The sequence below is a fragment of the Gilvimarinus chinensis DSM 19667 genome, assembly GCF_000377745.1.
Lineage (GTDB): Bacteria > Pseudomonadota > Gammaproteobacteria > Pseudomonadales > Cellvibrionaceae > Gilvimarinus > Gilvimarinus chinensis.
Genome location: NZ_KB898713.1, coordinates 82,040 through 107,274 on the forward strand (window position 1 = coordinate 82,040; position 25,235 = coordinate 107,274).

Annotated in this window: 23 protein-coding genes and 1 tRNA gene; 18 read left to right on the forward strand and 6 right to left on the reverse strand. The window is 54.4% G+C overall.

Annotated elements, in window-relative coordinates:
* Positions 1–25: 25 nt before the first annotated feature.
* Complete coding sequence (gene ectB, locus D568_RS0116895) at positions 26–1,294, reverse strand: diaminobutyrate--2-oxoglutarate transaminase (protein WP_020210794.1); 1,269 nt, start codon at positions 1,292–1,294, stop codon at positions 26–28.
* Positions 1,295–1,572: 278 nt separating this feature from the next.
* Between ectB and D568_RS0116900 the strand changes: the two genes are divergently transcribed.
* The 3 genes from D568_RS0116900 (at position 1,573) to D568_RS0116910 (ending at position 3,947) form a co-directional block, all read left to right on the forward strand.
* The gene (locus tag D568_RS0116900) at positions 1,573–2,193 is read left to right on the forward strand and encodes an IMPACT family protein (RefSeq protein WP_020210795.1); all 621 of its coding nucleotides are present in this window, start codon (positions 1,573–1,575) and stop codon (positions 2,191–2,193) included.
* A gap of 167 nt (positions 2,194–2,360) precedes the next feature.
* Entirely contained in the window at positions 2,361–2,921 is a 561-nt protein-coding gene (locus D568_RS0116905) for an HNH endonuclease (protein WP_020210796.1), read from the forward strand.
* A 72-nt stretch (positions 2,922–2,993) separates the two neighbouring features.
* Positions 2,994–3,947, forward strand: coding sequence for a sugar phosphate isomerase/epimerase family protein (locus D568_RS0116910; protein WP_020210797.1), 954 nt, complete (start codon positions 2,994–2,996; stop codon positions 3,945–3,947).
* Between the two features lie 6 nt (positions 3,948–3,953).
* On the opposite strand, the gene D568_RS0116915 is transcribed toward D568_RS0116910, so the two are convergent.
* Entirely contained in the window at positions 3,954–4,313 is a 360-nt protein-coding gene (locus D568_RS0116915; protein WP_020210798.1) for a hypothetical protein, read from the reverse strand.
* Positions 4,314–4,732: 419 nt separating this feature from the next.
* On the opposite strand from D568_RS0116915, the gene D568_RS0116920 reads away from it, so the two are divergent.
* Complete coding sequence (locus D568_RS0116920) at positions 4,733–8,248, forward strand: HEAT repeat domain-containing protein (protein ID WP_169334811.1); 3,516 nt, start codon at positions 4,733–4,735, stop codon at positions 8,246–8,248.
* Between the two features lie 97 nt (positions 8,249–8,345).
* On the opposite strand, the gene D568_RS0116925 is transcribed toward D568_RS0116920, so the two are convergent.
* The 4 genes from D568_RS0116925 to D568_RS0116940 all read right to left on the reverse strand — a co-directional run bounded on the left by D568_RS0116925 (position 8,346) and on the right by D568_RS0116940 (position 11,784).
* The gene (locus tag D568_RS0116925; RefSeq protein WP_020210800.1) at positions 8,346–9,209 is read right to left on the reverse strand and encodes a 3-keto-disaccharide hydrolase; all 864 of its coding nucleotides are present in this window, start codon (positions 9,207–9,209) and stop codon (positions 8,346–8,348) included.
* Between the two features lie 75 nt (positions 9,210–9,284).
* Positions 9,285–10,085, reverse strand: a complete 801-nt coding sequence (cysE, locus tag D568_RS0116930; protein WP_020210801.1) for a serine O-acetyltransferase — start codon at positions 10,083–10,085, stop codon at positions 9,285–9,287.
* A gap of 57 nt (positions 10,086–10,142) precedes the next feature.
* Complete coding sequence (locus D568_RS0116935) at positions 10,143–11,141, reverse strand: serine/threonine protein kinase (protein WP_020210802.1); 999 nt, start codon at positions 11,139–11,141, stop codon at positions 10,143–10,145.
* 43 nt (positions 11,142–11,184) lie between these two features.
* Positions 11,185–11,784, reverse strand: coding sequence for a ComF family protein (locus D568_RS0116940; RefSeq protein ID WP_020210803.1), 600 nt, complete (start codon positions 11,782–11,784; stop codon positions 11,185–11,187).
* A 213-nt stretch (positions 11,785–11,997) separates the two neighbouring features.
* Between D568_RS0116940 and bioB the strand changes: the two genes are divergently transcribed.
* From bioB to rpsO, 14 genes are all read left to right on the forward strand, one after another.
* A complete protein-coding gene (gene bioB / locus D568_RS0116945; protein ID WP_020210804.1) occupies positions 11,998–13,059 on the forward strand; it encodes a biotin synthase BioB in 1,062 nt (353 codons plus the stop codon).
* 8 nt (positions 13,060–13,067) lie between these two features.
* On the forward strand, positions 13,068–14,258 hold the full coding sequence (gene bioF / locus D568_RS0116950; protein ID WP_020210805.1) for an 8-amino-7-oxononanoate synthase: 1,191 nt from the start codon (positions 13,068–13,070) through the stop codon (positions 14,256–14,258).
* Entirely contained in the window at positions 14,258–15,811 is a 1,554-nt protein-coding gene (gene bioC / locus D568_RS21560) for a malonyl-ACP O-methyltransferase BioC (RefSeq protein WP_020210806.1), read from the forward strand. Before bioF ends, bioC begins: the two co-directional genes overlap by 1 nt.
* Positions 15,812–16,498 (forward strand): dethiobiotin synthase, encoded by a 687-nt coding sequence (gene bioD / locus D568_RS0116965; RefSeq protein ID WP_020210807.1) that lies wholly within the window; start codon positions 15,812–15,814, stop codon positions 16,496–16,498.
* A gap of 129 nt (positions 16,499–16,627) precedes the next feature.
* Positions 16,628–16,858, forward strand: coding sequence for a flagellar basal body rod C-terminal domain-containing protein (locus D568_RS0116970; RefSeq protein WP_020210808.1), 231 nt, complete (start codon positions 16,628–16,630; stop codon positions 16,856–16,858).
* A 3-nt stretch (positions 16,859–16,861) separates the two neighbouring features.
* Positions 16,862–17,767 (forward strand): putative metalloprotease CJM1_0395 family protein, encoded by a 906-nt coding sequence (locus tag D568_RS0116975; protein ID WP_020210809.1) that lies wholly within the window; start codon positions 16,862–16,864, stop codon positions 17,765–17,767.
* 128 nt (positions 17,768–17,895) lie between these two features.
* Positions 17,896–18,075, forward strand: coding sequence for a DUF3094 family protein (locus D568_RS0116980; RefSeq protein WP_020210810.1), 180 nt, complete (start codon positions 17,896–17,898; stop codon positions 18,073–18,075).
* 190 nt (positions 18,076–18,265) lie between these two features.
* Positions 18,266–18,342, forward strand: a tRNA-Met gene (locus D568_RS0116985).
* A gap of 282 nt (positions 18,343–18,624) precedes the next feature.
* Entirely contained in the window at positions 18,625–19,080 is a 456-nt protein-coding gene (rimP, locus tag D568_RS0116990) for a ribosome maturation factor RimP (RefSeq protein WP_026287115.1), read from the forward strand.
* Positions 19,081–19,121: 41 nt separating this feature from the next.
* Positions 19,122–20,603 carry a transcription termination factor NusA gene (gene nusA, locus D568_RS0116995; RefSeq protein ID WP_020210812.1) on the forward strand — a complete coding sequence of 494 codons (1,482 nt, stop codon included), beginning with the start codon at positions 19,122–19,124 and terminating at the stop codon, positions 20,601–20,603.
* 55 nt (positions 20,604–20,658) lie between these two features.
* Positions 20,659–23,379: a translation initiation factor IF-2 gene (gene infB, locus D568_RS0117000; protein ID WP_020210813.1), complete on the forward strand. Its 2,721-nt coding sequence runs from the start codon at positions 20,659–20,661 to the stop codon at positions 23,377–23,379.
* Positions 23,380–23,470: 91 nt separating this feature from the next.
* Complete coding sequence (gene rbfA / locus D568_RS0117005) at positions 23,471–23,854, forward strand: 30S ribosome-binding factor RbfA (RefSeq protein ID WP_020210814.1); 384 nt, start codon at positions 23,471–23,473, stop codon at positions 23,852–23,854.
* Positions 23,854–24,804 carry a tRNA pseudouridine(55) synthase TruB gene (gene truB / locus D568_RS0117010; RefSeq protein ID WP_020210815.1) on the forward strand — a complete coding sequence of 317 codons (951 nt, stop codon included), beginning with the start codon at positions 23,854–23,856 and terminating at the stop codon, positions 24,802–24,804. Before rbfA ends, truB begins: the two co-directional genes overlap by 1 nt.
* Positions 24,805–24,917: 113 nt before the next feature.
* Positions 24,918–25,187 carry a 30S ribosomal protein S15 gene (gene rpsO, locus D568_RS0117015; RefSeq protein ID WP_020210816.1) on the forward strand — a complete coding sequence of 90 codons (270 nt, stop codon included), beginning with the start codon at positions 24,918–24,920 and terminating at the stop codon, positions 25,185–25,187.
* The last annotated feature ends 48 nt before the right edge of the window (positions 25,188–25,235 follow it).

The window sequence follows — 25,235 nt, forward strand, 5'->3', positions numbered from 1 at the left end:
AGCTATGCGGTTTGCGGTACTTTGGTTAGCCGCCGGTCATCATTTTTTCGCGTTTATCGGCCAGCGCCTGCAGCGAGGCACGGATAATATCTAGCCCTTCGCTGACCAGCTCTTCTTCGATTAAAAGAGAGGGTAAAAACTTCAGCACCTGATCGTCGGCGCCAGAGGTTTCGATAATGAGGCCGCGTTCGAATGCTTCGGCAGAGGTTTCAGAGGCAACGCCCGGCGTCATCTCCAGCCCCCAGATCATTCCTAGCCCGCGCACTTTCGGGTTGAACTGCGGAAATTCATCGGCGATTTTTTGCAGGCCTTTTTGAATAAATTCGCCTTTGTGTTTTACCGCGGTGGCAAGATCGTCGTTATCCCAAAAACTTAACGCCTGAGTGGCGGCGACAAAGGCGAGGTTGTTGCCGCGGAAGGTGCCTGTATGTTCGCCGGGCTGCCACTGGTCAAGCTCGGGGCGCATTAACAGCAGTGCCATGGGTAAACCGCCGCCAATTGATTTTGACAGCGTCACCATGTCAGGGTGAATTCCGGCACGCTCAAAGCTGAAAAAAGTGCCGGTGCGGCCGTTACCTACCTGAATATCATCGATAATTAACAAAATATCGAATTCGCGACACAGGCGCTCGAGTTTTTTCAGCCAATCGATGCGCGCCACGTTGATGCCGCCTTCGCCCTGCACAGTCTCGACAATAATCGCTGCCGGTAGGTCGATGCCGCTGCTGCCGTCGGAAAGGAATTTGCGCAGGTAGTCAATGGTGTCGACGTCTTCGCCAAGAAAGCCATCAAACGGCATAAAGGCTGTATTGCTGCGGCTGCCGTAGGATTCGTCTTTGTAGAAATAGTTGCCCGTGGCCGCCAGCGCGCCCATGGTTAAGCCGTGGTAGCCATTGGTGAAAGCAATAACGTTTGAGCGCTGCTTCACCATGCGTGCCAATTTAAGGGCGGTCTCTACAGCGTTGGTACCAGTGGGGCCGGTAAACTGTACTTTATACTGCAGGTTTCGCGGTGCCAGAATGGTGTCGCGAAATTTTTGTAAGAACGCACGCTTGGCAATAGTGGCTTTGTCCAAGCCGTGAACAATACCGTCGCGCTGCAGGTGTTCGATTAGAGCTTCGGTAATCATCGGGTGGTTGTGGCCGTAATTGAGAACCCCGGCACCGGCAAAAAAATCGATATAGCGAGTGCCATTTTCGTCAAACAGCTCCGATCCTTTTGCGACATCAAATACCGTTGGAAATGAGCGTACATAGCCGCGAACTTCCGATTCCATTTCTTCAAAAATTCTCATGCTTGTCTTTCTCCCGATGATAGAAAACTGTAGCTAAACGCTACAGCGTTGGTGTTTGATTTAATACTCAGTTGCGCATTAGTGCGCCGATTGATTAGTGGATTACGCATGGAGCGTTGATTTGGCTCAACGCCTGCAAATAGAGGGGCGATTTCGACGGTACTGCGCCGCAAGCGCCACCTGATAATGTGTTACATCTTTTATCATAGCAAGTGAAGAACCTAAACACGAATTCGTAACGGGTTTGGTAAGATCCACTCTGTCTGTAAGGAGCGTCTATGAATCAAACCTATTCAGTATTGGCAGAGCCTGCTGTCTTCGAACATATTGAAAAGCGAAGTGTCTTTAAAGCCATTTTATTGCCGGTCACATCGCGTGAAGAGGCTATGAGCTCGCTTGAAGCCATCAAGCTGGAGCAGCCCGGTGCCAGCCACTATTGTTGGGCTTACATTATTGGCGCTGCGGCGCAGCCTTTGAATGTGGCGTTTTGTGATGACGGTGAGCCCTCTGGGACAGCAGGTAAACCGATGTTGAATGTGTTGCAGCACCGCGAAGCGGGCAATTGTTTGGCGGTGGTTGTGCGTATTTTTGGCGGGGTCAAGCTGGGGGCGGGTGGTTTGGTACGTGCCTATGGTGCCGCCGTATCGGGCGCACTGGATTTGGCAAGCTGGCGCACGCTGGTACCGCAATGTTCGGTAGCGATTGAGGTTTCCTTTGCGCTGGAGCAAAAGGTGCGTCACTTTTTAGGCGAGCGAAATATCAGCGAGATTGATGCTGAATATACGGATAGAGTTTGTTTGCACTGTCGTGTACCACAAAACTTGTGCGCTGAAATTGAAGTTGGCTTGGCTGATTTGAGTTCGGGGGAGGCAAAGCTTCGCAGCGTTGAGAAAAAATAGTAGGAGATTGCCGCAAAAGACGGTACATTTGACATATTATCGTCACAGTTTAAGGACACTCTGCTAACAGAGAAAACGCCGACAGTTTTCCATACTTGTCAGGACCAAACGGTGCGGTACCACGCTTTACCAGTAGCAAACGAGTGTTTGCCACCACGGGAGGTGTTATGGATGAGAGGATTTTACGGCTTAATATCGCCGGGCAACCCATCGAGTGGTTGCACTGGCAAGATGCCGTCTGTCTTTACGCGAGGGATTTGGTTGCCTGGAGTTTAGGTGGCCCGGTAAGAAAGGTGATGGGCGGTTACGCTCGCTGTAGCAGCGTACGCTCGCAGATAACCCTCCCCGCCATCATTGCCTGCGGCGGCCGACGCGTCGCTCGCTACCGCCACATCCCCCCTCTTACTAATCGCGCTCTGTTCGCCCGAGATAATTACCTTTGCCTTTACTGTGGCAAATCTTTCGTCACCGGTTTGCTGTCGCGCGATCATGTGCATCCGGTCAGCCGTGGTGGCCGCGATGTATGGCAAAATGTGGTCAGTGCGTGCAAACGTTGCAATCAACGTAAAAGCAATCATCTGCTACAAGATATCGATATGGAGCTTCTCGCTCTGCCTTTTTGTCCTAATAATGCTGAATATCTGGCGCTGATTAACTCTGATCGCATTCGCGGTGACCAAATGGAGTTTCTGCGTCCCCAATTTTCGCAGCACCGCGTCTGGCATTAGCCCGTCTTTTACCGCTAGAATTCCAGCCTAACTAATAACTCACCGGCTATAACCGGTACCCCGAGGTGTTCTATGGCTGATTTTTCCCGCCGTCAATTTTTACGCGCTGCGGTCGCTGCATCTGGCGGCGCGCTGTGCAGTGTGCTGCCTGGTATGGGGCTGGCGCAAAGTAAACCGACATTCGACTTTGATATTTCGCTGGCACAGTGGTCGCTGAATAAAGCGTTTTTTGATCGCTCGCTAAGTCCATTAGACTTTCCGGCGGTGGCGCGTACCAGTTTTGATATTGGTGCGGTCGAGTATGTTAATCAGTTTTTTATGGATAAGGCGCGGGATAAAGCATTTTTGCAGGATCTGAAAGGTCGCGCCGCCGATCATAATGTAAAAAGCTTATTGATTATGGTGGATGGCGAAGGGGATTTATCCACCTCGGATGAAGCCCGCCGTAAGCAATCGGTAGAAAACCATTATAAGTGGGTAGAGGCCGCGCACGATCTTGGCTGTCATAGTATCCGAGTGAACCTGCACGGTGCTGGTAGCGCCGAAGCGTGGCACAAAGCATCGGTGAGCAGCATGCGCGAGCTGGCTGAATTTTCGAAGCCGCTGAACGTTAAAATACTGGTGGAAAATCACGGCGGTTATTCGTCTCATGGCGCAAAGTTGGCGGCGGTTCTTAAAGAGGCCGATTCTCCTTTTTGTGGTTCTATGCCCGACTTTGGAAACTTTTGCTATCAGCGCGCCAGCGGCGATTTGTGGGACTCGCCTTGCGTAAAGCAATACGATATTTATCAGGGTGTCGCAGATTTACTACCCTATGCCGGTGCCATCAGTGCAAAAACGTTCCGCTTTGATGAGCAGGGCAATGAGCCGGATATTGATTACTATAAAATCTTTGAGTTGGTAAAAGCCGCTCAGTACTCGGGCTACGTGGGGATCGAATACGAGGGGCACGACTTGCCCGCCGATGAAGGTATTCGTGCCACCAAACGGTTGTTAGAAAAAGTAAGAAGTGGGCTTTCCGCCTAACAGGGGTTAACGGTAGACCACTTGGCCGCGGTACATCCGCAGTGGCTTGTCTTTTTTGCTCTCTTCGTCAGCGCCCTCCCGGGGGCGTTCGGTTAACGTCACCTGGCCGCGGTAAACTTTTACCTGATGCGACTTATCTTGTTTGGGTTTGGCGGCTGGCTCCAGCTCGCTAAGCCAATCGTCGCCGGCCATTTGAAATAGTTCTTTAATGAGTGTGCGGGTTACTGTCTCTTTGCACTTGGGGTAAAAGGCCGCGAGCTCGCTGAGCACTTCGGGGTTGGCGAGCTTGATACCTGGTTTGAGTTCTGAGGGCACCCGGCGACGTAGCTCGAGAATCAGGTCAATCATGGGTTTGCTGTACTGCATGGGCAAAGTCCTAATTGGGTGACGGCATTCGAGTCACAGACGCTCAAATCCACCGTCAAAACCTGACTGCAAAATATTCGCCAAGCCTAAAATACCGCCTTATGGCCCCAGTCTTCGGTTTCGGTGCTGGTTTTGTGCAACCTTTTGGGGCCTGTACTTGGGCATGCCGTCCAAAACAGGGCGAGCTACAAGAGCTACAAACATTACTTAACTTGCGCCCTTAACCCTCTGTTTTATACTGCCGAAGCTTGGTGCCCTGGCTACGGGGCGTTAGCTTGTTGTCATTGACTCTGTGAGGTTCGCTGCCCGTAGGCTACACGGCGAGCTTTATCACTTGCGGCAACAAGCTGTAACACTGAGAGCTGCGCTGCCGCCTTGGGCGCGCTGGAGACCACACTTATAACGATAACGTGATGCCTATGTCGAAAAGTATTACAGGAACCTTAATGGTGCCTTGCACCTTACGTCTGTCCACATTGTCCTTTGCTATCGCCCTTGCCGCCTGCTCGCCGGCAGATGAGCCAGGTAGCGATGTTTCCACCAACTCAGCGCCCAGCAAAGTCGCAGAGCAGCCGGTACAGACTAAACCTCTGGCTCCCGAAAAAGTGACTGCAATTGACGATGCGGCGGCGGCTAAGCGGGCCAAGAGTCTTGAGGCGAAAATCAGCCTTGAGCTGGCCGATGGTCTGGAGATGAAGCTCTGGGCTACAGAGCAGCTGCTGGCCGATCCGGTTGCGCTCAGCATGGACTATTCGGGCAACGCCTGGGTGGCCATTACCCATCGCAGTAATAATTCAGAATTTGATATTCGCCCTTACCCCCATTGGCTAACACCTGCTCAGTCGATGCAGACGGTAGAAGATCGGCGTGCGTTCTTAAAGGATTACTTCAATGCGGATAAAGGTTTAACCGCCGACGATGTGCCCGACAGAAATAAAGACGGCGTTCACGACTGGCAAGATCTGGCAGTCGTGAAGGAAGAGGTGTTACAGGTTTCCGATACCAGTGGTGACGGCCGCGCGGATCGTGCGCAGGTTTTCCTTGAAGACTTCAACAATGAAGTGACCGACGTGCTCGGTGGTATTTACTACCACAATGAGCTGAAAGAATTATTTCTGGCGGTGGCGCCCCACGCCTGGCGTGTAAAAGACAGCGATGGGGATGGCATTGCTGATGAAAAGCATCAGATGTCAGACGGTTTTGGTGTTCATATTGGTTTCAGTGGTCACGGTATGTCCGGTGTCACCATGGGGCCGGACGGCCGAATTTATTACGGTATTGGCGATGTGGGCGCCAATATTACCGATAACGACGGTAACAATTATCCGCACCCCAACCGTGGGGTGGTGGTTCGCAGCGAGCCCGATGGCAGCAACTTTGAGGTGTTTGCTTACGGCGTGCGCAATACGCACGAGTTTGTTTTTGATAAATACGGCAATTTGATCAGCGTAGATAACGATGGCGATCACCCCGGTGAATACGAGCGCCTGGTGTATCTGGTGGATGGTTCGGACTCGGGCTGGCGCATCAACTGGCAGTTTGGGAAATACACCGACCCCAAAAACAACACCTACAAGGTATGGATGGATGAGGAGTTTTATAAGCCTCGTTTTGATTCTCAGGCCGCCCATATTTTACCTCCAGTCGCCCCTTACCACGCGGGCCCGACCGGCATGGTTTATCACCCGGGCACGGGCTTGAGCGAGCGCTGGGAAGATCACTTTTTTATTGTTGAGTACACCGGCAACGCGCCCCGCTCGGGCATCAATGCGTTCACCTTGAAACCCGATGGCGCGGGCTTTGCGCTGGACACTGATGAGAAGTTTGTTCGCGGTGCGCAAATTACCGGTTTGGATATTGGCCCTGATGGGGCGTTATACGGCAGCGACTGGATTGAGGGTTGGGGTCGCAATGGCAAAGGGCGAATCTGGAAAATTGATACCCCAGAGGGCGCCGATCAGGCAGAGCGTGAGCAAACCAAATCCCTGCTGCAAGAAGATTTAAGCCAGCGTGACGCTGAGTCTTTGGCTGCGCTTTTGGGGCATGACGATATGCGGGTTCGCTCGCGCGCTCAGTTCGAGTTTGTGGCCCGTGGCGATCAGACCACTTTACTGCAAACCCTTAAAGCCAGCGATAACCAATTGGCCCGTATTCACGCCATTTGGGGTATAGGGCAGTTCGCCCGTAAGGACGCTTCGGCCGCCGAAGCATTGACCCGCTATTTATTGGAAGATAAAGACCCAGAAATTCGCGCCCAGGTGGCCAAGGTTATGGGCGATGCCGAGTACGCAGCGGGCGCCGATGCCTTGGTATCCAACCTCACTCACAGTGAGCCACGCGTGCGATTCTTTGCCACTCAGGCTCTGGGCCGTTTGGGGCAGGCAAGTGCGGTTCAGCCTATCGTAAACATGCTTGAAGCCAATAACGACGAGGATGTTTATCTGCGCCACGGCGGTGCAACCGCCTTGGCGCGTATCGGCGATGTAGCCGCGCTGGCCGCCTTGGCAGATCATCCATCAGAAGCCGTGCGAATAGCTGCGGTAGTGGCATTGGGTCGCCTACAAAGCGCTAAGCTCAGTGAGTTTCTGGACGATGACAGTCAGTATGTTGTCACTGCCGCGGCGCGCCTCATTAATGACGACCTTTTTGTCGAGGGTGCCCTTGAGCCTTTGGCTCAGTTGCTGGGCACAACGTCGTATAAAAACCCAGAGTTGCTGCGCCGGGCGATCAACGCCAATGCGTTTGTGGCAGACAAAGCCTCTGCAGAGCGCTTGGCAAACTTCGCAGCGGATACCTCAACAGAGGCCGCGCTGCGCTCCGAAGCATTGGCGGCGTTAACCTTCTGGGAGTCACCTTCGGTGTTTGACCGCGTCAGTGGTCGGTACCGTGGTGAGCGCGAAGGCGATGCGGCCATAGCCCGTGAAGTTCTGGCGGATATTTATCCGGCGTTGCTGCAAGACAGTGAGGTCAGTGTGCGTGTGGCGGCGGCCAATGCCTTAGGGGTGCTGGCCTTTGCCGATGCCGCCGAGCGTCTGGTTAACTCCATTCAAAGCGATGCCGATGCCGAGGTGCGTCTGACCGCGCTGAAGAATCTGCAGCGAATTGGTTACGGTGATATGCAAAAAGTCGTCTATGACGCCTTGAACGATAAAGAAGAAAGTGTGCGTATGACCGCTTTGACACTGGTACCGCAATTGGATCTTCCGGTGGAAACCAAAGTCGACATGCACACCATTTTGCTGGCGCAAGGCACTGTGGGTGAAAAGCAAGCGGCGTATAAGTCGCTGGCCAATATCCAGGACGCCGAGGCGTATAAGGTACTGGCCACCGAGCTTAAAAAGCTGATGGCCGGTGAGATTGAGCCAGAAGTAAAGCTAGAGCTGGTGAACGCAGCTGCCGCTGCAGGGCAGCCAAACCTTACGCAGCTGCTGGCCGATTACGAAGCCAGTAAAGATCAAACCAATCAGGTCGAACGCTACGCTGAGGCACTGAAAGGCGGTGACCCCCGCAGCGGATTTGCCTTGTTTAGCTACAACAGTACCGCTCAGTGTGTGCGCTGCCATGTGATCGGTCCGCGCGGCAGCCATGTGGGGCCAGAGCTGACCGATATCGGCAACCTGCTGACCCGTGAGCAGTTGTTGGAAGCCATGGTTGATCCGGGTGCCCGTATTGCGCCTGGCTTTGGTAACACCACCGTCACTCTGAATAATGGCGAGGTGATTGAAGGGTTGTTCGCTGCCGAGGCCGATGACAGCATTACGGTTAAGTCCACCGATGGCACTGAACACACGATCAAGCGTTCAGACATTGCTGAACAAGCCTATTCACCTTCGGGCATGCCGCCCATGGGACTGATGCTGGAGAAGGGCCAGGTTCGTGATTTGGTCGAATACTTATACTGGCAGCGTGGGCAGTCAGAGGCTGTGTCTCACTGACCGAATTGAGTGTAAGCAATAAAAAAGAGCCACATAATGTGGCTCTTTTTTTTGGTTAACACTTTTCTTTTAGCGCATCCTGCAACGAATCAATGGGCTAATATTGGCAGGCACCAGCATCGTGTTTGATCAGGTAGTCTTTGTAGTTGCTGGCGTCTTTGTCCATACAGCCTTCCAAATTCAGTAACTTAACGCTGCGAAAATCGATGGGCGAGGACTCGGCCTGCAGTGCAATGTAGCCGCTGCTCAGAGCTGTGCCATCGTCTTTTTGCAAATCGGTATAGCGCATGACCTCAATCCCGTTGACTTTGTGTACCGCTAATTCGCGGCCGTGCACCTCTAGCTCGACGGTAACCCACTGATCCCCCGCAAAGGTTGTGCTCGTGGAGTTAATGCAGTGATCTTTGCGCAGCACAGGCGCCATGACCACGTGGGTGCCGGGGGTGCACAGGTTGGCGGTGCTGCGCTCGCCCGACTCTTTACCGCCCAGTAACTGGTATTCAATACTCAACGGAAAGTCTTGCCCCAGGGCCATGGTTTCGGGCGCCTGAGCATGATACATAATGCCGTTGTTGCGCCAGGCCCACTCGGGGCCGCCATCCACTTGCGCCCCGGTGAAGCGATACTCCACCTGCAGGCGGTAGTAAGAGAATGGGCGTTCCTTGTAAAAAATATGGCCAAAATCGTCGTTAAAATCCGGGTATTGGTCGTAGCGAACTTTTAATAGCCCGTCTTCGGCGCGAAATGTATCGTGGGTGTTTTCACCGAGTTTAGAGTGGCGAACTTTAATCGCCCAGTTGTTTAAGTCTTTACCGTTAAACAGTTCCTGCCAATCGCTAGCAGTGGGAGCGGCTAGAGTGGCGGCGGGGCTTAGGGCAAAAACAAGGGCGAGGGGTTTGAGTGCAGGCACCTTGGCTGAAGGCATAATCTTGGGTAAAGGCATAACCCTGAGTGAATACATAGTGGCTCCGTTATTTTATTAGTAAAACCTCTATCAAATATACACTAACGGAGCTGGGCTGGGGGAGTTTAACGCTTACTCCCCAATGGTGTGGTTCATCGCCCGCGAGGGGTGGTCGCAGTCGGCGTTGCCCACGACTTTGGCGGGTACGCCGGCCACGGTGGTGCGCGCAGGCACCGATTTCAGTACCACACTGCCAGCGCCCACTTTAGCGCAGTGCCCAATTTCAATATTGCCGAGAATTTTGGCGCCGGCGCTGATGAGTACGCCACTGCGCACTTTGGGGTGGCGGTCGCCGCTCTCTTTGCCAGTGCCGCCCAAGGTGACCGCCTGCATAATGGATACATCGTCTTCCACCACGGCGGTTTCGCCAATCACAATGCCCGTACCATGGTCGAGCATAATGCCCCGGCCAATACGAGCGGCTGGATGGATGTCGACGGCAAACACCACCGAGATGCGATTTTGCAGAAACAACGCCATGGCGCGGCGTTCACGCGTCCACAGCCAGTGTGCGATACGGTAGGCCTGCAGGGCGTGAAAGCCTTTAAAAAATAAAAACGGTGTTGTCAGCGAGCAGCAGGCCGAGTCGCGTTCGTTAATCGCCTGAATGTCGGCGCGCATGGCCGCGCCTATGCTGGCATCGTCCGCCAAAGCCTCATCGATTACCTCGCGCACCGAGATAGCGGGCAGCGCCGGGCTCTCCAGCTTATTGGCCAAATGGAAACTAAGGGCGTCTTCCAACGTGGTGTGATTGAGAATCGTGGCGTACAGAAAACTCGCCAGCATAGGCTCTTTGGCAGCCTGCTCGGTGGCGCTGTGGCGAATTTGTTCCCATACCGGGTCGGCGCTGGTGGCGGCCTGCTGAATGGTCATAGTGGCTCCTTTGCATGCTCACACCATTATTGTGGCACGGCGGGCAGATTTCTAGTGTTAGAACACCTCTAGCGCGGGTTCGTTCAGCGCCGCTAATTGCTCGCGCAGCTCCAATATATGTTCGGCCCAGTAGCGTTCGGTGTTAAACCAGGGAAAGCTGTGGGGAAACGCCGGGTCGGACCATCGCTTTGCCAGCCAGCCCGCGTAATGCATGATGCGCAGGGTGCGAAGCGCCTCAATAAGCAGCAGCTCGGCCGGATTAAAGTCGCAAAACTCGCGGTAGCCTTCGAGTATTTCTGCCAGTTGCGCGGTCTGCTGAGCTCGCTCGCCGGACAGCAACATCCACAAGTCCTGCACCGCGGGCCCCGAGCGGGCATCGTCAAAATCCACAAAGTGCGGTACATCGTCGCGCCACAAAATATTGCCCGGATGGCAATCGCCGTGCAGGCGAATGCTGGCGTACTGATTGTTGGCAAAAATCGCGTTGCAGCGAGCGATTAAGTCTTGTCCCAGGCTTTCATAGGCCGCTTGCAGCGATTCGGGAATAAAATGATTGGCCAGCAAAAACTCATAACTTTGCACCGCAAAGGTGTCGGTGTTGAGTTCGGGGCGGTGAACGAAGGGTTTGGCCTTGCCCAGTGCGTGAATGCGCCCCAGAGCGCGCCCCAAACTGAGCAGGTGATCAAAGTTGTCTAAGGTGGGGGCATGGCCACCCTGGCGCGGGTATAGGCTAAAGCGAAACCCTTCATAGCTGAACAGGGTCTTGTCGCCTTGCTGCAGCGGCGGCACGACGGAAACGCCTAAATCAAACAGTTGCTGCGAAAATTGATGCTCTTCGAGAATCTGCTCGTCACTCCAGCGCTCCGGCCGGTAAAACTTGGCAATGAGCGGGCTCTTACCTTCTATGCCCACCTGATAAACCCGATTTTCGTAGCTGTTGAGGGCAAAAACCCTCGCGTCACACCAGTGGCCCAGGCTTTCCACGGCGTCCATCACCAGGTCTGGTGTCAGGGCTTGGTAGGCGTGGGGTTGGGTGTTGTTCTCGCTGTCGCTCATAGAAGCACTGTTATCCGCTGAGTGAGGGCGACATTGTACGGCTTTAGTGCTCCGGCGTGCGCGCTAATGCCCAAATTTGTATCGAAGCGGCGCCGGCTTTTATCAGTAGCTTGCTTAACGCCCGGGCGGTGGTTGTGGTGGTCACAATGTCATCGACCAGGGCGACATGCAGCTCGGCGACGGACTCTGCCTTATACACACCGCGAATGGCGAGCATTCGATCTTTACGGTTTAACCCATGCAGTGCGGGGGAGTGAGCGATTTTGTGCAAAAGGTCGGTGCGCACCGGTGCCTGCGAGGCACGGCTGGCAGCTTGAGCCAGCCACAGCGTCTGGTCGAAGCCACGTTTTAGCAGTCCGCGCCAGTGCATGGGCACAGGTACTATCACATCGGCGCTGGCGTTTTGCCGATGCAGCTGTTGCTGAAACTGCTGCCCCAGAAAGTGAGCGCTGGCTAGGCAGCGTTCAAACTTGAAACGGCCGATTAAGTAGTCCAGGGGGAACTCGTACCGATAGGGGATAACACTGCGGCAAAAGGCGGGCGGCTCCGTCAGGCAGCGGCCGCAGGTGGTTGAGGGTTGGTTACAGGGCAGAGCGCATTGGTCGCAGGCATAAAACGTGTCGGTTTCGAGTTCTTGCAGCATTCGCTGGCACGCAACGCAAACCCGTTGTGTGGTTTGGCGGCGACACAGGAGGCAGAGCTGCGATAAGTACTGTGATAAAGGCACTTGTTAACCAAAATTCCGTTTTTAGGTTGACAGCGAAACCGCCGTCTTTATGATGTCCGTTTACCGAGATTAGCAGTTGCGCGGCCTGTTGCCAGAGCGAGCGCATCAAACCGAACCGATGGAAAGACTATGAACGCTTCTGTATCTGCCCCCGCTGTGCGTCACGACTGGTCGCGCAAAGAGATTTTAGAGCTGTTGGCGCTGCCGTTTAACGACTTGCTGTTTCAGGCGCAAACCGTACACCGGGCTCACTTTAATGCTAATGAAGTTCAGGTAAGTACCTTGTGCTCCATTAAAACAGGTGCCTGCCCGGAAGATTGCGCGTATTGTCCGCAAAGCGCGCGCTATGACACCGGCCTGGAAAAAGAAAAGCTGATGGCGGTGGAAAAAGTGATTGAGGAGGCGCGCGCCGCCAAGGCCAATGGGGCTACCCGTTTCTGTATGGGGGCCGCCTGGCGCTCCCCGCGAGGCAAAGATATGCCCTACGTCACCAAGATGGTGAGCCAGGTTAAATCTTTGGGGCTGGAAACCTGCATGACTCTGGGCATGCTGGATGAACATCAGGCGCGCGAGCTAGCGGATGCCGGGCTTGATTATTACAACCATAATCTGGATACCTCGCCCGAATACTACGGTGAAATCATCACCACGCGAACCTACGAAGACCGCCTGCAAACCCTCGCCAATGTGCGCTCTGCTGGCATGAAAGTATGCTGTGGCGGGATTGTCGGTATGGGTGAAGAGGCCGCCGACCGCGCGGGCTTGCTGCAGCAACTGGCGAACATGCCCGAGCATCCCGAGTCCGTGCCTATCAATATGCTGGTGCGGGTCGAGGGCACCCCCTTGGAGCAAGAGGCCGATCTCGACCCTATCGACTTTATTCGCACCATCGCTGTGGCTCGCATTATTATGCCGCAGTCTCATGTGCGTCTTTCGGCCGGCCGTGAAGAAATGAGCGACGAAATGCAGGCCATGGCCTTTTTTGCCGGTGCCAACTCTATTTTTTATGGGGAAAAACTCCTCACCACCGCCAACCCAGAAGCCAACAAAGACATGCAGTTGTTTGCGCGTTTGGGGATCAAGCCCGAAGAGCGCCATGTTCACGACGACGATGAAGCCGTAGAGGCGGATATCGCCGCGTCGCTCGAAGCCGCGCACAACGATCAGTTTTTCTATAACGCGGCTCAGTAAGCCTCTGCATGAACCCTTTTGAACGCCACCTGCAGGCGGTGCTGCACGAGCGCCGCCTGCAGCACCGCTATCGCTCGCGACCCACAATATCCTCAGTCCAAGGCCCTGAAATGGTTGTGGAGGGTGAGCGTTATTTAAACTTCTGCAGCAATGATTATCTCGGTTTGGCCAGTCACCCCGAGTTGCGGACCGCTATGGTCGATGCCGCGCAGCAATGGGGGGTAGGCAGTGGTGCCTCCCATCTGGTCTGCGGCCACAGTGATGAACATCACCAGCTTGAACGCGAGCTGGCGGAGTTTTGTGGTCGCGAGCGAGCGCTGGTGTTCTCTACCGGTTATATGGCAAATCTGGGTGCTATTAACGCGCTGGTAGGCAAGGGCGACGCGGTGCTGGAGGATCGGCTTAATCACGCGTCGCTGTTGGATGCGGGTTTACTCAGCGGCGCCAGGTTCAGTCGTTTTCAGCACAATAGCCTGGATTCTTTGCGCCAGCAGCTGGAGCATGCGAGCCAGAAGGCGGCTAAGAGCCTGGTGGTGGTCGATGGCGTGTTCAGTATGGATGGCGATTTAGCCCCCTTGCCCGAACAGGCGGCCTTGGTTGCCGAGCACAACGCCTGGCTCATGGTGGATGACGCTCATGGCTTTGGCTGCCTGGGCGCCAACGGGGCTGGGGTGCTAGAGCATTATGGTTTGACGCAAAGGGATGTCCCTGTGCTGATGGGCACCTTGGGTAAAGCGGTGGGCAGCTTTGGCGCGTTTGTGGCCGGTTCTGACGCGTTGATCGAAACCTTAATTCAGATGGCGCGCAGTTATATTTACACCACGGCACTGCCACCAGCGGTGGCAGCGGCGACACGCCAGAGCTTACGTACTATAAAAGCCGAGCCCTGGCGGCGGGAGCATTTGCACCGGCTAATACAGCGGTTTCGCGGTGGCGCACAGGCGCTGGGGCTGCAGTTGATGGATTCACCGACGGCGATCCAGCCAATCCTTATCGGCAGGGACGAACTCGCTTTGCACTATTCTCAAACCTTGCGCCAACGGGGTTTTTGGGTCAGTGCTATTCGCCCGCCCACCGTCCCCGAGGGGAGCGCCCGCTTGCGAGTGACTCTGTCCGCGGCGCACTCTGACGCTCAGGTCGATGGTTTATTGCAAGCCCTTGCGCAGGTGCATGCCGAGCTAGGCGGGAGCGAACGTTGATGCTGGGCATAAGAAAACACACTGCGTTAACGCCCACTGGTGTTGCCCCAATTGTTCTGCTGCACGGCTGGGGGTTCGACCATCGCAGTATGGAACCCTTGGTTGAGCCTTTGCGCCAGTTAGCGGATGTCTGGTGTCTGGACTTGCCAGGCTTTGGTGATAAGTCGGGTTGGGCGTTTAATCCGCAAGAGGTCATCGCGAGTCTTGCGGATCTGTCCCCCGCGCCGGTAAATGTCATCGGTTGGTCTTTGGGGGGCGCGCTTGCCCTTGATTTTGCTGATAAGTACCCAGAGAAAGTGGCCTCTTTAGTTACCTTGGCTACCAACTCCTGCTTTGTGGCGAGCGATCAGTGGCCCACGGCGATGCCCAAAACCACCAACGAAGCCTTTAATGAAGGTTTTGCGCAGCAACCGGCGGCCACCTTAAAGCGCTTTTGCGCGCTGGCGGCGCAGGGTAGTGTGGATGAACGGGGCACCAACAAGAGTTTACGGCAGTTGCTCAGCCCTTTTGAGACTGAGCGACTGGCCTCATGGACAGAGGCGTTACGGTATCTGGCGGCGACGGACTTTCGCGCCACCTTGCAACGATTGCCTATGCGTGGTCTACATCTTTTTGCTGAGGGTGACGCTTTGGTGCCTGCGGCGGCCTGCCAGAACGCGCAGCAGTTATCGTCCCAGCAAGCTGTTCGACTGCTGCCCCAGGCGGGCCACGCCCTGCACTGGAACCAACCGCATCAAGTGGTCGCGTTGATAACGGATTTTATTGGCGGGCCGCGGCCTCAGTTAGACAAACACCGCGTTGCACGCTCTTTCAGCAAGGCGGCGCATAGCTACGAGTCAGCGGCTCGCCTCCAGCAGCAGGTTGGTGAACACTTGCTAGCAAAAATATCCTCACAGGCCAACAGGGTTTTAGATGCGGGTACGGGAACCGGTTATTTTTTAAATGGCGTGCGTGAGGCCGCTGGGGCCTCGCATGTGACCGCATTGGATTTAGCTCAGGGCATGCTCGATTACGCCCGAGCGCATCATCCGCATGCCGATACTTGGGTGTGCGGTGATCTTGAGGCTATGCCCTTGGCTAACACCAGTGTGGACTTAATTTACTCCAGTCTTGCCGTGCAGTGGTGCGAAGATCTACCACGTTTGGCCAGCGAGCTGTTTCGGGTGCTGGCTCCGGGCGGCACTTTGTATTTGGCCACACTTGATAGCGGAACATTGCACGAGCTGCAGGAAGCCTGGCGCCACGTAGACGGCTATGTGCATGTCAATCGCTTTCCCCCGGTGCAGCAGTTAACGCAGGCCTTGCAGTCGGCTGGGTTTGGTCACATCGAGCAGGAGCTGCGCTCAGAAACCCTTTACACCGACAGCTTCCGCCAGCTGGCACGCGAGCTAAAAGATTTGGGCGCGCATAATGTGAACTCCGATGCGCCGCGCGGCTTAACCGGGCGAGAAAGGCTAAGGGCACTGGAGAGGGCTTATGAAATCTACCGCAGCGACCAAGGGCTGCCGGCGACTTATCGGGTGTGCTATCTCAGTGCGATAAAAGGCGATTAAATGAACTCTTTCTTTGTAACGGGCACCGATACCGATGTAGGGAAAACCCGTATTGCTGCGTCTTTATTGTATTTGGCGCGTCAGCGCGAAATGTCCACTGCAGCCGTGAAGCCGGTTGCCGCCGGCTGCGAACAAACCGCAGGCGGCCTGCGTAACGATGATGCTCTGCGTCTGCAGGGGCAGTGCTACCCCAGCTTGAGCTACGACGCTGTTAACCCTGTTGCCTTGGAGCCTGCCATCGCACCCCACATAGCGGCGCAACAGTTGGAGCAGTCGCTCGAGTTGGGTCAGTTGTTGCGGGCCACACGGAAAACTCTGGCTACCAATGCGGATTTCGCGCTGGTTGAGGGGGCTGGAGGTTGGCGAGTGCCTTTAAATGATGATTCCACCCTGGCGGATTTGGCCGTTCACCTGAACCTGCCTGTGATTCTGGTGGTGGGGGTGCGGCTGGGGTGTATCAGTCATGCACTGCTGACCGCTGAGGCGATTGTGCATGACGGCTTACCAATAGCGGGCTGGGTGGCGAACGTTATTGATCCGAGCGTCAGTTGTTGCGCTGAAAATATTGACAGTCTGAAAGCGCGTCTGCCTGCGCCTTGTCTTGGGGTGGTCCCCTTTTGCGACAAAACGGACCCCGCTGATTTAGCGCCTTTTTTGCAATTGCCTTCCCTGCTTGACGCGCTCTAAGACCTGCGGACAATAACCCCGTTTTTTTTGCGCCGAGTTTGTCTTAGGTGTTCTTTTCTTTTGGTTGTTTCTTGAACGATTTTGGCGCTAAAATACGGTTAACTGTATTTATTATTCGTTGAGGCGCTTATGGACGTTGGATCTGTCGTCAATCAAAGCCTGATTGGACTGCATAGTTCGCGAGCTGAAATTGTGAAATCTGCCGAGCAAATTAGCCAGGTTGCCGCCGGGGATACCTCGCAAGGCATTGTCGAGCCTTTGGTGAACATGCAGCAGAGTCAGCAGGTGTTTGACAGCTCGGCCAAGGTGCTCGAAACCGCCAATGAAACCCTCGGTACCTTGCTGGATATTAAGGCCTAGCGAATGGCTATTAACCCACTGCCTTCCAACTACGCCAATGCAGTAGCGCCTTATGCGCCGCTTGGGCGTCAGGCTGTGGGTGAAGAAAGCACAGAGCTTAAAAACACCGTATTTAAATCGCTGGAAGAGGGTGCCGCCACGGCGCGGGGTGAAAACCGCCGTTCGCCGGAAGACCGACCTGCCGAGGTAGAAGAGCGCGAGCGTACCCGACGCGGTGGCAGTCGCGTAGAGTCTGATGATGCGCAAAATAGTGAGGCGCAGCAAAAGGCGATGAATGGCCAAGGCGGGCAGCAGGACAAACAAGCCGCTGCCGCCCAAGAGCAGAGCGAGCGGGAGCTGGTGAGCGAATTGGCCGCCCGCGACCGTGAAGTGCGCGCTCACGAGCGCGCCCACGCTGCGGTGGGTGGGCAGTTTGCCGGAGCGCCAAGGTACGAATACACCCGTGGCCCAGATGGAATTAACTACGCCATATCGGGTGAGGTCAGCATCGATACCAGTCCTGTTCCGAACAACCCCGAGGCGACGTTAGAAAAAGCTCAGCAAATTCAGCGTGCGGCGACTGCTCCAGCCGAACCGTCTGCGCAGGACCGCCGTGTGGCTGCCCAGGCAACGCAACTGGCGATTCAGGCTCAGGCTGACATTGCCGCTGAGGCTCGCGCCGAGCGCATCGCAGAGGAAGAAGCTGCACGGGCGCGCCGTGCCGAGCGTGAGGAAAAAGAGAGCTCTTTAGTCGACGGCAAAGATGCCACTGGTGCAGAAAACAAAGAGCAGGCTGAGCGCGACCGCGACGCGCGAGCAAAACTGTTTGCCGATGCGAGCGCTCGGAATATTGATATCAATCGCCGGCTTATAGACATCGGTGTGATTGACCCGCCGGCCTCAGGCCTTTCGCTTAATTTGCGCGCATAATTCTCTTTTGTCAGTTCAGCCGTAGCTTGATAATAATTGTGCGGGCTTTGCATTCTTCGAAAGACAATTTGCTGTTAATCTCGCTTCCAGTGAGTACGCGATAATCATAATTAAGCAGAGAAATCTTTATGCCGAGTAAGTTAACCCCTGAGGATCAAGCGCGCGTCGATAAAGTATTGCAGCAGGCAGGTAGCCGCAGTGAGCGAAAGCCATTTAGGGTGTGGACTTTATTTGCCGCGTTACTTTTGCTGCTGACACTGATGAGTGGCGTCAGTTATTGGATTGCGCTGCAGTACGAGGTTGTGTAGCTGGGGTGATAAAACTTGAGTTGTTAAGGTTAGGTAATCTGTCCGGGTGGTCCAAGCTTCAAGGTTCAGGTTTTCGGCCTAAGCTACGAAGATATTAAAAAGAAATGGAAATCGCCCTTGACCGCACCAGTTTGTCTCCCTATAATGCGCGACCTCGGTTGGGGGAACACACTCACAACTGAGTTGAGGATGCGGGGTGGAGCAGCCTGGTAGCTCGTCGGGCTCATAACCCGAAGGTCGTTGGTTCGAATCCAGCCCCCGCTACCAATTTCTGAAGTTGGTGCAGTGCACTAACTTACAGCCACAGCAGGTGGCTCGCTGGCGGTAACGCTGGCACTACAGTCAGCCAATCGGCTGATCAGCGCCGGTAATGTTGGCGTGTACGAGGCCCCTGCATGGGGCTTTTTTGTATCTGAAAGTCAGTGGGTTGCCGCTGCCGCAGATCACTGTGGTGATTTTTTAAAAGTGGGCCTAGGGCCCATTTTTTGTTTCTGGTGCGTTGGTCGTTACAGCAATGCACGGCAGGCCCTAATCCTTGGAGTTTCAATTATGGCGTCTATAGAAGAGCGTTTGACAACAATGTTTGCGCCGGCTGTGGATGCGCTTGGCTGCGAACTTTGGGGGCTGGAGTACTTCACTGGCGGTAAGCCAAAGGTGCTGCGAGTTTATATTGACAAGGCTGACGGCGTGCAGGTTGAAGACTGCGCAAAAGTCAGCCGACAGTTAAGTAGTTTAATGGATGTGGAAGACCCCATCTCTGGCGAATACACCCTTGAGGTTTCATCGCCCGGGATGGACAGGCCGCTCTATACACTAGAGCAGTTTGCTGATTATAAAGGGCAGGTTGCAGCGGTGAAATTGCGCGTTCCGTTTGACGGGCGACGTAAGTTTAAAGGCGTGCTTCAGGGCGTCGAAGATCAAGATGTTGTGATACTGGTGGATAACGAAGAGTATCTGCTGCCCATTGAATCGATTGAAAAAGCGAACATAGTCCCCCAGTTCTAATCGTTAAGACGATTGGATACAGGAGTTAACGAGGCAAACTCATGAACAAAGAAATTTTGCTGGTCGCCGATGCCGTTTCTAATGAAAAAGGCGTTGAAAAGGATGTGATCTTTGAGGCGATTGAAAGTGCGTTGGCTATGGCCACCAAAAAACGCTTTGACGAAGATTCCACCATCGAAGTGAACATTGATCGTGTTACCGGCGATTACGAAACGTTCCGCAGCTGGGAAGTGGTGGCGGATGATGTACTGGCAGAATTAGGTACCCAGTTAACCACCGAAGAAGCGGCCGAAGTAGATTCTGCACTGCAGGTAGGTGACATCCACCGCGAAAAAATCGAAAACGTTGACTTTGGTCGCATTGCTGCGCAAACCGCTAAGCAAGTTATCGTACAAAAAGTTCGCGAGGCTGAGCGTGCACAGATGGTTGACGAGTACCGCGATCGAGTGGGCGAGTTGATTAACGGCACCGTAAAAAAAGTGACTCGCGACAGTATTATTGTTGATTTAGGCAACAACGCCGAAGCGCTGTTGCCCCGCGATCAATTAGTGGGCCGCGAAATTTTCCGCATGGGTGATCGTGTACGGGCCTACTTGCAAGAAGTGCGTTCCGAAGCGCGCGGCCCGCAATTGTTTTTAAGCCGTTCGTGCCCAGAGATGTTAATCGAGCTGTTTAAAATTGAAGTGCCAGAAATTGCCGAAGGCATTATTGAAATTAAAGGTGCGGCTCGCGATCCAGGTTTACGCGCGAAAATCGCGGTTAATACTAACGATGGCCGTATCGACCCCGTGGGTGCCTGTGTGGGCATGCGCGGCTCGCGCGTGCAAGCGGTATCCAACGAATTGGGGAACGAGCGTGTTGATATTGTGCTGTGGGACGATAACCCAGCGCAGTTTGTGATCAACGCCATGTCGCCCGCTGAGATTGAGTCTATCGTTGTGGACGAAGATGCGGGCTCTATGGATTTGGCTGTGGGCGAAGAAAATCTCGCCATGGCGATTGGCCGCGGCGGACAAAATGTACGTCTGGCCTGCGAGCTGACCCAGTGGGCCATCAATGTTATGAGCTCCGCTGATTGGGAAGAAAAGCAGGAAGCAGAAACGGGCGGTTACATCCAGGTGTTTATGAACGCCCTGGATGTTGATGAAGATGTAGCCCAGGTGCTGGTGGAAGAGGGCTTTACCAGCATTGAAGAAGTGGCTTATGTGCCTCTGGATGAAATTGCCTCCATTGAAGGTTTTGACGAAGATGTCGCTGAAGAATTACGTGCCCGCGCCAAAGACGCCTTACTGACCCAGGCGTTGGCGTCTGAAGAGCAGCTAGAAGGGGCGGCCCCGGCGGACGATTTGTTGAATATGGAAGGCATGGATAAAGAGCTGGCAGTGATTTTAGCCAGCCGCGGCATCGTAACAATGGAAGACTTGGCCGAGCAGGCGATTGATGAGTTGCTGGATATCGATGGCGTGGATGAAGAGCGTGCTGCTGCCCTGATTATGAAAGCCCGCGAGCCCTGGTTTGCCTGATCCCATCGCTGAATAACGATGGGTTAAAGGCAACATTCAAAACTGAGGAAATAGAATGGCAGAAGTAAAAGTAAGCGAACTCGCCAAGTCAGTGGGTACTCCCGTTGAGCGACTGCTTAAACAAATGCAGGAAGCCGGGCTAAAGCATACCGCTGAGGATGCGTTGGTCTCAGACGACGAGAAACAACAGTTGTTGGCTTATCTGAAAAGCAGCCACGGCGAGCCGGCTTCGGATTCCGAGCCGCGCAAAATTACTCTGAAGCGCAAAACGACCACAACGCTAAAAGCGGGCGGACGTAAAACCGTTAATGTGGAAGTGCGTAAAAAGCGCACTTATGTTAAGCGCAAGCCTCTTGAAGACGAAGCGCCTGAGCCGGAAGAAACGCAGGTGGCGTTAGAGACAGTACCCGAGCCTGAAGTGGCTGTCGAGCCGGTGACAGCGCCTGAACCGGAGCCGACCCCGGAGCCTGTTCCTGAGCCAGAGCCCGAGCCCGAAGTAACGGAGGCCGTTGCGGAAGAGAAGCCTGTAGAGCCTGAACCAGAAGAGCCCGCACCAGCCGAGCCCGAAGCACCTGTGCGCAAGTCATTTGTTGATGACATTGAAGAGAAACGTCAGGCTGCTATGGAACGTCGCAAAGCTGAAGAAGCGGCGCGTGCAGCGGAGCTGAAAGCGCTGGAAGAAAAGAAGGCGGCAGAAAAAGCGGCAGCTGAGAAGAAAGCTCAGCAGCCTGCGCCTAAACCCGCTGCCGGTCCGGTTGAAGCCCCGAGCCCTGCTAAGCCAGACACCAAGCACGGACGTAAAAAAGAACGCCGTGAAGAGTTTGATGATGACGATGGCAGCCCTCGCGCTAAACGTGCTGGTAAAGCTGGCAAAAAAGGCATGGGGCCGAAAAAATCGTCTAAGGCTGATTTGTACGAGTTGGCGGATGACGATGATGATTCAGCGTTTATGCAGCGTCGCCGCGCCGGTCGCGCCGCGCACAAAGCGTCGAATAAACACGGCTTTAAAAAGCCCACCCAGAAAATTGTGCACGAAGTAGAAATTCCTGAAACCATTACCGTTTCCGAGCTGGCCCAACGCATGACGATTAAGTCGGGTGAGCTGATTAAGCAGCTGATGAAGCTTGGTGTTATGGCCAACATTAACCAGCCGCTGGATCAAGAGACCGCGCAGTTAGTGGTGGAAGAAATGGGCCACAACTTTAAGCTGGTCAGCGAAGATGATATTGAAACGGATCTGGAAGCCCAGGTAAAACTCGACGGTGAAGAGAAGCCTCGTGCGCCTGTGGTGACCGTGATGGGCCACGTGGACCATGGTAAAACCTCGCTGCTTGATTACATCCGTAAAGCCAAAGTGGCTGCGGGCGAAGCCGGTGGTATTACCCAGCACATTGGTGCTTACCGAGTGCAAACCAGCCAGGGCGAAATTGCCTTCCTGGACACCCCAGGACACGCCGCCTTTACCGCGATGCGTGCCCGCGGTGCTCAGTGTACTGACGTGGTAATTTTGGTGGTGGCGGCCGATGACGGTGTTATGCCGCAAACCGAAGAAGCTGTTAACCACGCCAAAGCTGCCGGTGTGCCGATTGTTGTCGCGATTAACAAATGTGACAAAGAGGCCGCTGATCCGGATCGCGTTAAAAACGAATTAGCCGCTAAAGAAGTTATTCCCGAAGATTGGGGCGGCGATACTCAGTTTATTGAAGTGTCGGCCCATACTGGTGACGGCATCGACGAGCTATTGGAAGCTGTATCTCTGCAGGCCGAGCTGCTTGAGCTTAAGGCGGTAGAAGAGGCACCTGCTCAGGGTGTGGTGGTTGAATCTCGCCTGGATAAGGGGCGCGGTGTGGTTGCCACCTTGCTGGTGCAGCAGGGTACACTGAAGCACGGTGATTTGGTGTTGGCAGGTCAAAGCTACGGCCGTGTGCGCGCCGCAATGAACGAGCTGGGCCAGCAGGTTAAAACCGTAGGTCCATCTTCGCCGGTAGAAATTCTGGGCTTGGATTCAGCGCCCAGTGCCGGTGATGAGTTTGTCGTGTTGGATGACGAGCGTAAAGCCCGTGAAGTGGCCGAGTTCCGCGCCGAGAAAGAGCGCAAAGAACGCATGCAGCGTCAACAGGCGGCTAAGCTTGAAAACATGTTTGCCGGTATGGATGGCGGCGAGAAGAAAGTACTGTCGGTGGTTGTTAAAGCTGATGTACGCGGCTCTTTGGAAGCTATTTTGGCGTCGCTGGCTGACATCGGTAACGACGAAGTAGAAGTGCAGGTGGTTTCTTCCGGCGTGGGCGGAATTACCGATAACGATGTTAACTTGGCTTTGACTGCTAATGCCATCGTGATTGGCTTTAACGTGCGCGCCCCTGGTAGCACTCGTCGTCTGGCCGAGCAAGAGAGCATCGAAATTCGTTACTACAGCATTATTTATCAGCTGTTAGACGATGTGAGAAGTGCTCTGTCCGGCATGCTTGACCCTGAGCGCGTGGAAGAGATTGTCGGTATTGCCGATGTGCGTGAAGTGTTCAGCTCGCCTAAATTTGGCCAAGTAGCTGGCTGTATGGTGACCGAAGGTACTGTGTACCGTAACAAACCCATTCGTGTACTGCGTGACAACGTGGTGATCTTTGAGGGCGAGCTGGAATCTCTGCGCCGCTTTAAAGATGACGTTAACGAAGTCCGCAACGGTATGGAATGTGGTATCGGTGTGAAGAACTACGACGTTAAAGTCGGCGATCAAATCGAAGTCTTTGAAGTTAAGGAGGTTGCGCGCGAGCTGTAAGCCCGTAGCGTGTTCCTCGCCCCGGCTCTTTTGCGGAGTCGGGGCTTTGTTATTTTAGGCGGCTGTGCCGCCGGGACGAGTAGGTGACAAAATGCCCAGAGAATTTGCCCGCGCTGATCGGGTGGCCGATGCCATCCAACGCTATTTGGCGAATATGATTCAGCAGGAAATTCGCGACCCTCGGGTTGGCATGGTGAATATCAACAGCGTCACCGTAAGCCGGGATATGGCCTTCGCCAAGGTTTATATGACGGTGGTGGGCGGCAATGAAGACGAAGGTCGCACCAGTGCCGATGTGCTTAACAAGGCCTCGGGTTTCTTGCGTTCGTTGCTGGCCAAAGAGCTCGATATGCGCACGGTGCCCAAGCTTAACTTTCACTACGACCATACCTCGGTTCGAGGCCAAGAGCTGTCCTCGCTGATTGATCGGGCGGTAGCGGCTGACAAAGCCAAGTCGAGTGACGAGGACGAATAATGGGGCGCAAGCGTAAAGGGCGCGCTATTGATGGTGTGTTGCTGCTGGATAAACCGCTGGGCATGAGTTCAAACCACGCGTTGCAGCGTGCTAAGCGTTTGTTTTTTGCTGCCAAGGCTGGTCATACCGGCAGTTTAGACCCGCTGGCAACAGGAGTTCTGCCAGTTTGCTTTGGTGAGGCCACGAAATTTTCGCAGTTTTTATTGGATGCCGACAAAACCTACGAAGCAACCTTTGTGCTGGGCGAGAAAACCGCTACCGGTGATGCCGAAGGCGAAGTGCTGGAGAGCATTGACGCTAGTGCACTCAGCGAAGCCCAGGTGGCCCGTGCCATGGAAGACTTTGTTGGCGAAATCGAACAAATCCCGCCCATGTATTCAGCGTTAAAGCAAAACGGTCAGCCGCTGTATAAACTGGCCCGTCAAGGGATAGAAGTTGAGCGCGAAGCGCGTCGGGTAGAGATACTTGAATATCATCTGTTGGCGTTTCGCGGTGGTGCCCGTGCCGAAGTGGACGTAGAAGTGCACTGCTCTAAAGGTACGTACATTCGCTCGCTGGCCGAAGACTTAGGTGAAGCGCTGCAGGTGGGTGGGCACGTTAGTGCCCTGCGTCGTACCTTCACCGGAGGCTTTGAAATAGACCAGTGTGTCAGCTTGGACGAACTGGGCGATGAGCGTGGTGAGGGGCGGGCCGAAACACTGGACCATCACCTGCTGCCCGTCGACACCCCAGTGGATCACCTGCCTAAAATCGCTTTACCTGCCGACAGCGCTCACTATTTCCGTTTGGGTAATCCGGTTATGGATGCGCAGGTCTATCGCACGGGCGAAGAAGGTGATATGGTGCGTGTCTTTTCTGAAAGTGGACAATTTTTAGGCGTTGCTACTCTCGATGAGGGCCGCGTAGCACCCAAGCGCCTTTTGGCGAGTTCACAAAGCGACGCCAACTAAGATTTGCCGGTAATCACTGGCAAAACATCGGGTTAACCGGTGTAAACCCTGGCCTGCCTGTAAATATGCACGGGTATGGCTGTAATCAACGCATATTATTAGAGGAAATTGACATGGCACTGAGTGCACAAGAAAAAGCTGAAATCGTAAAAGAGTATCAACAAGGTGAAGGTGATACCGGTTCTGCCGAAGTTCAGGTTGCGCTGTTGACCCACAACATCAACAAGCTGCAAAACCACTTCGCTGGCCACAAGCAAGATCACCACTCACGTCGCGGTCTGATCCGCATGGTAAACCAGCGTCGCAAGCTGTTGGATTACCTGAAAGGTAAAGATACCAGCCGTTACGCCGCTCTGATTCAAAAACTGGGTCTGCGTCGTTAATTGCAAAGTGCCCGCATTTGCGGGCACTTTTTTGTTGGATATCGGTAT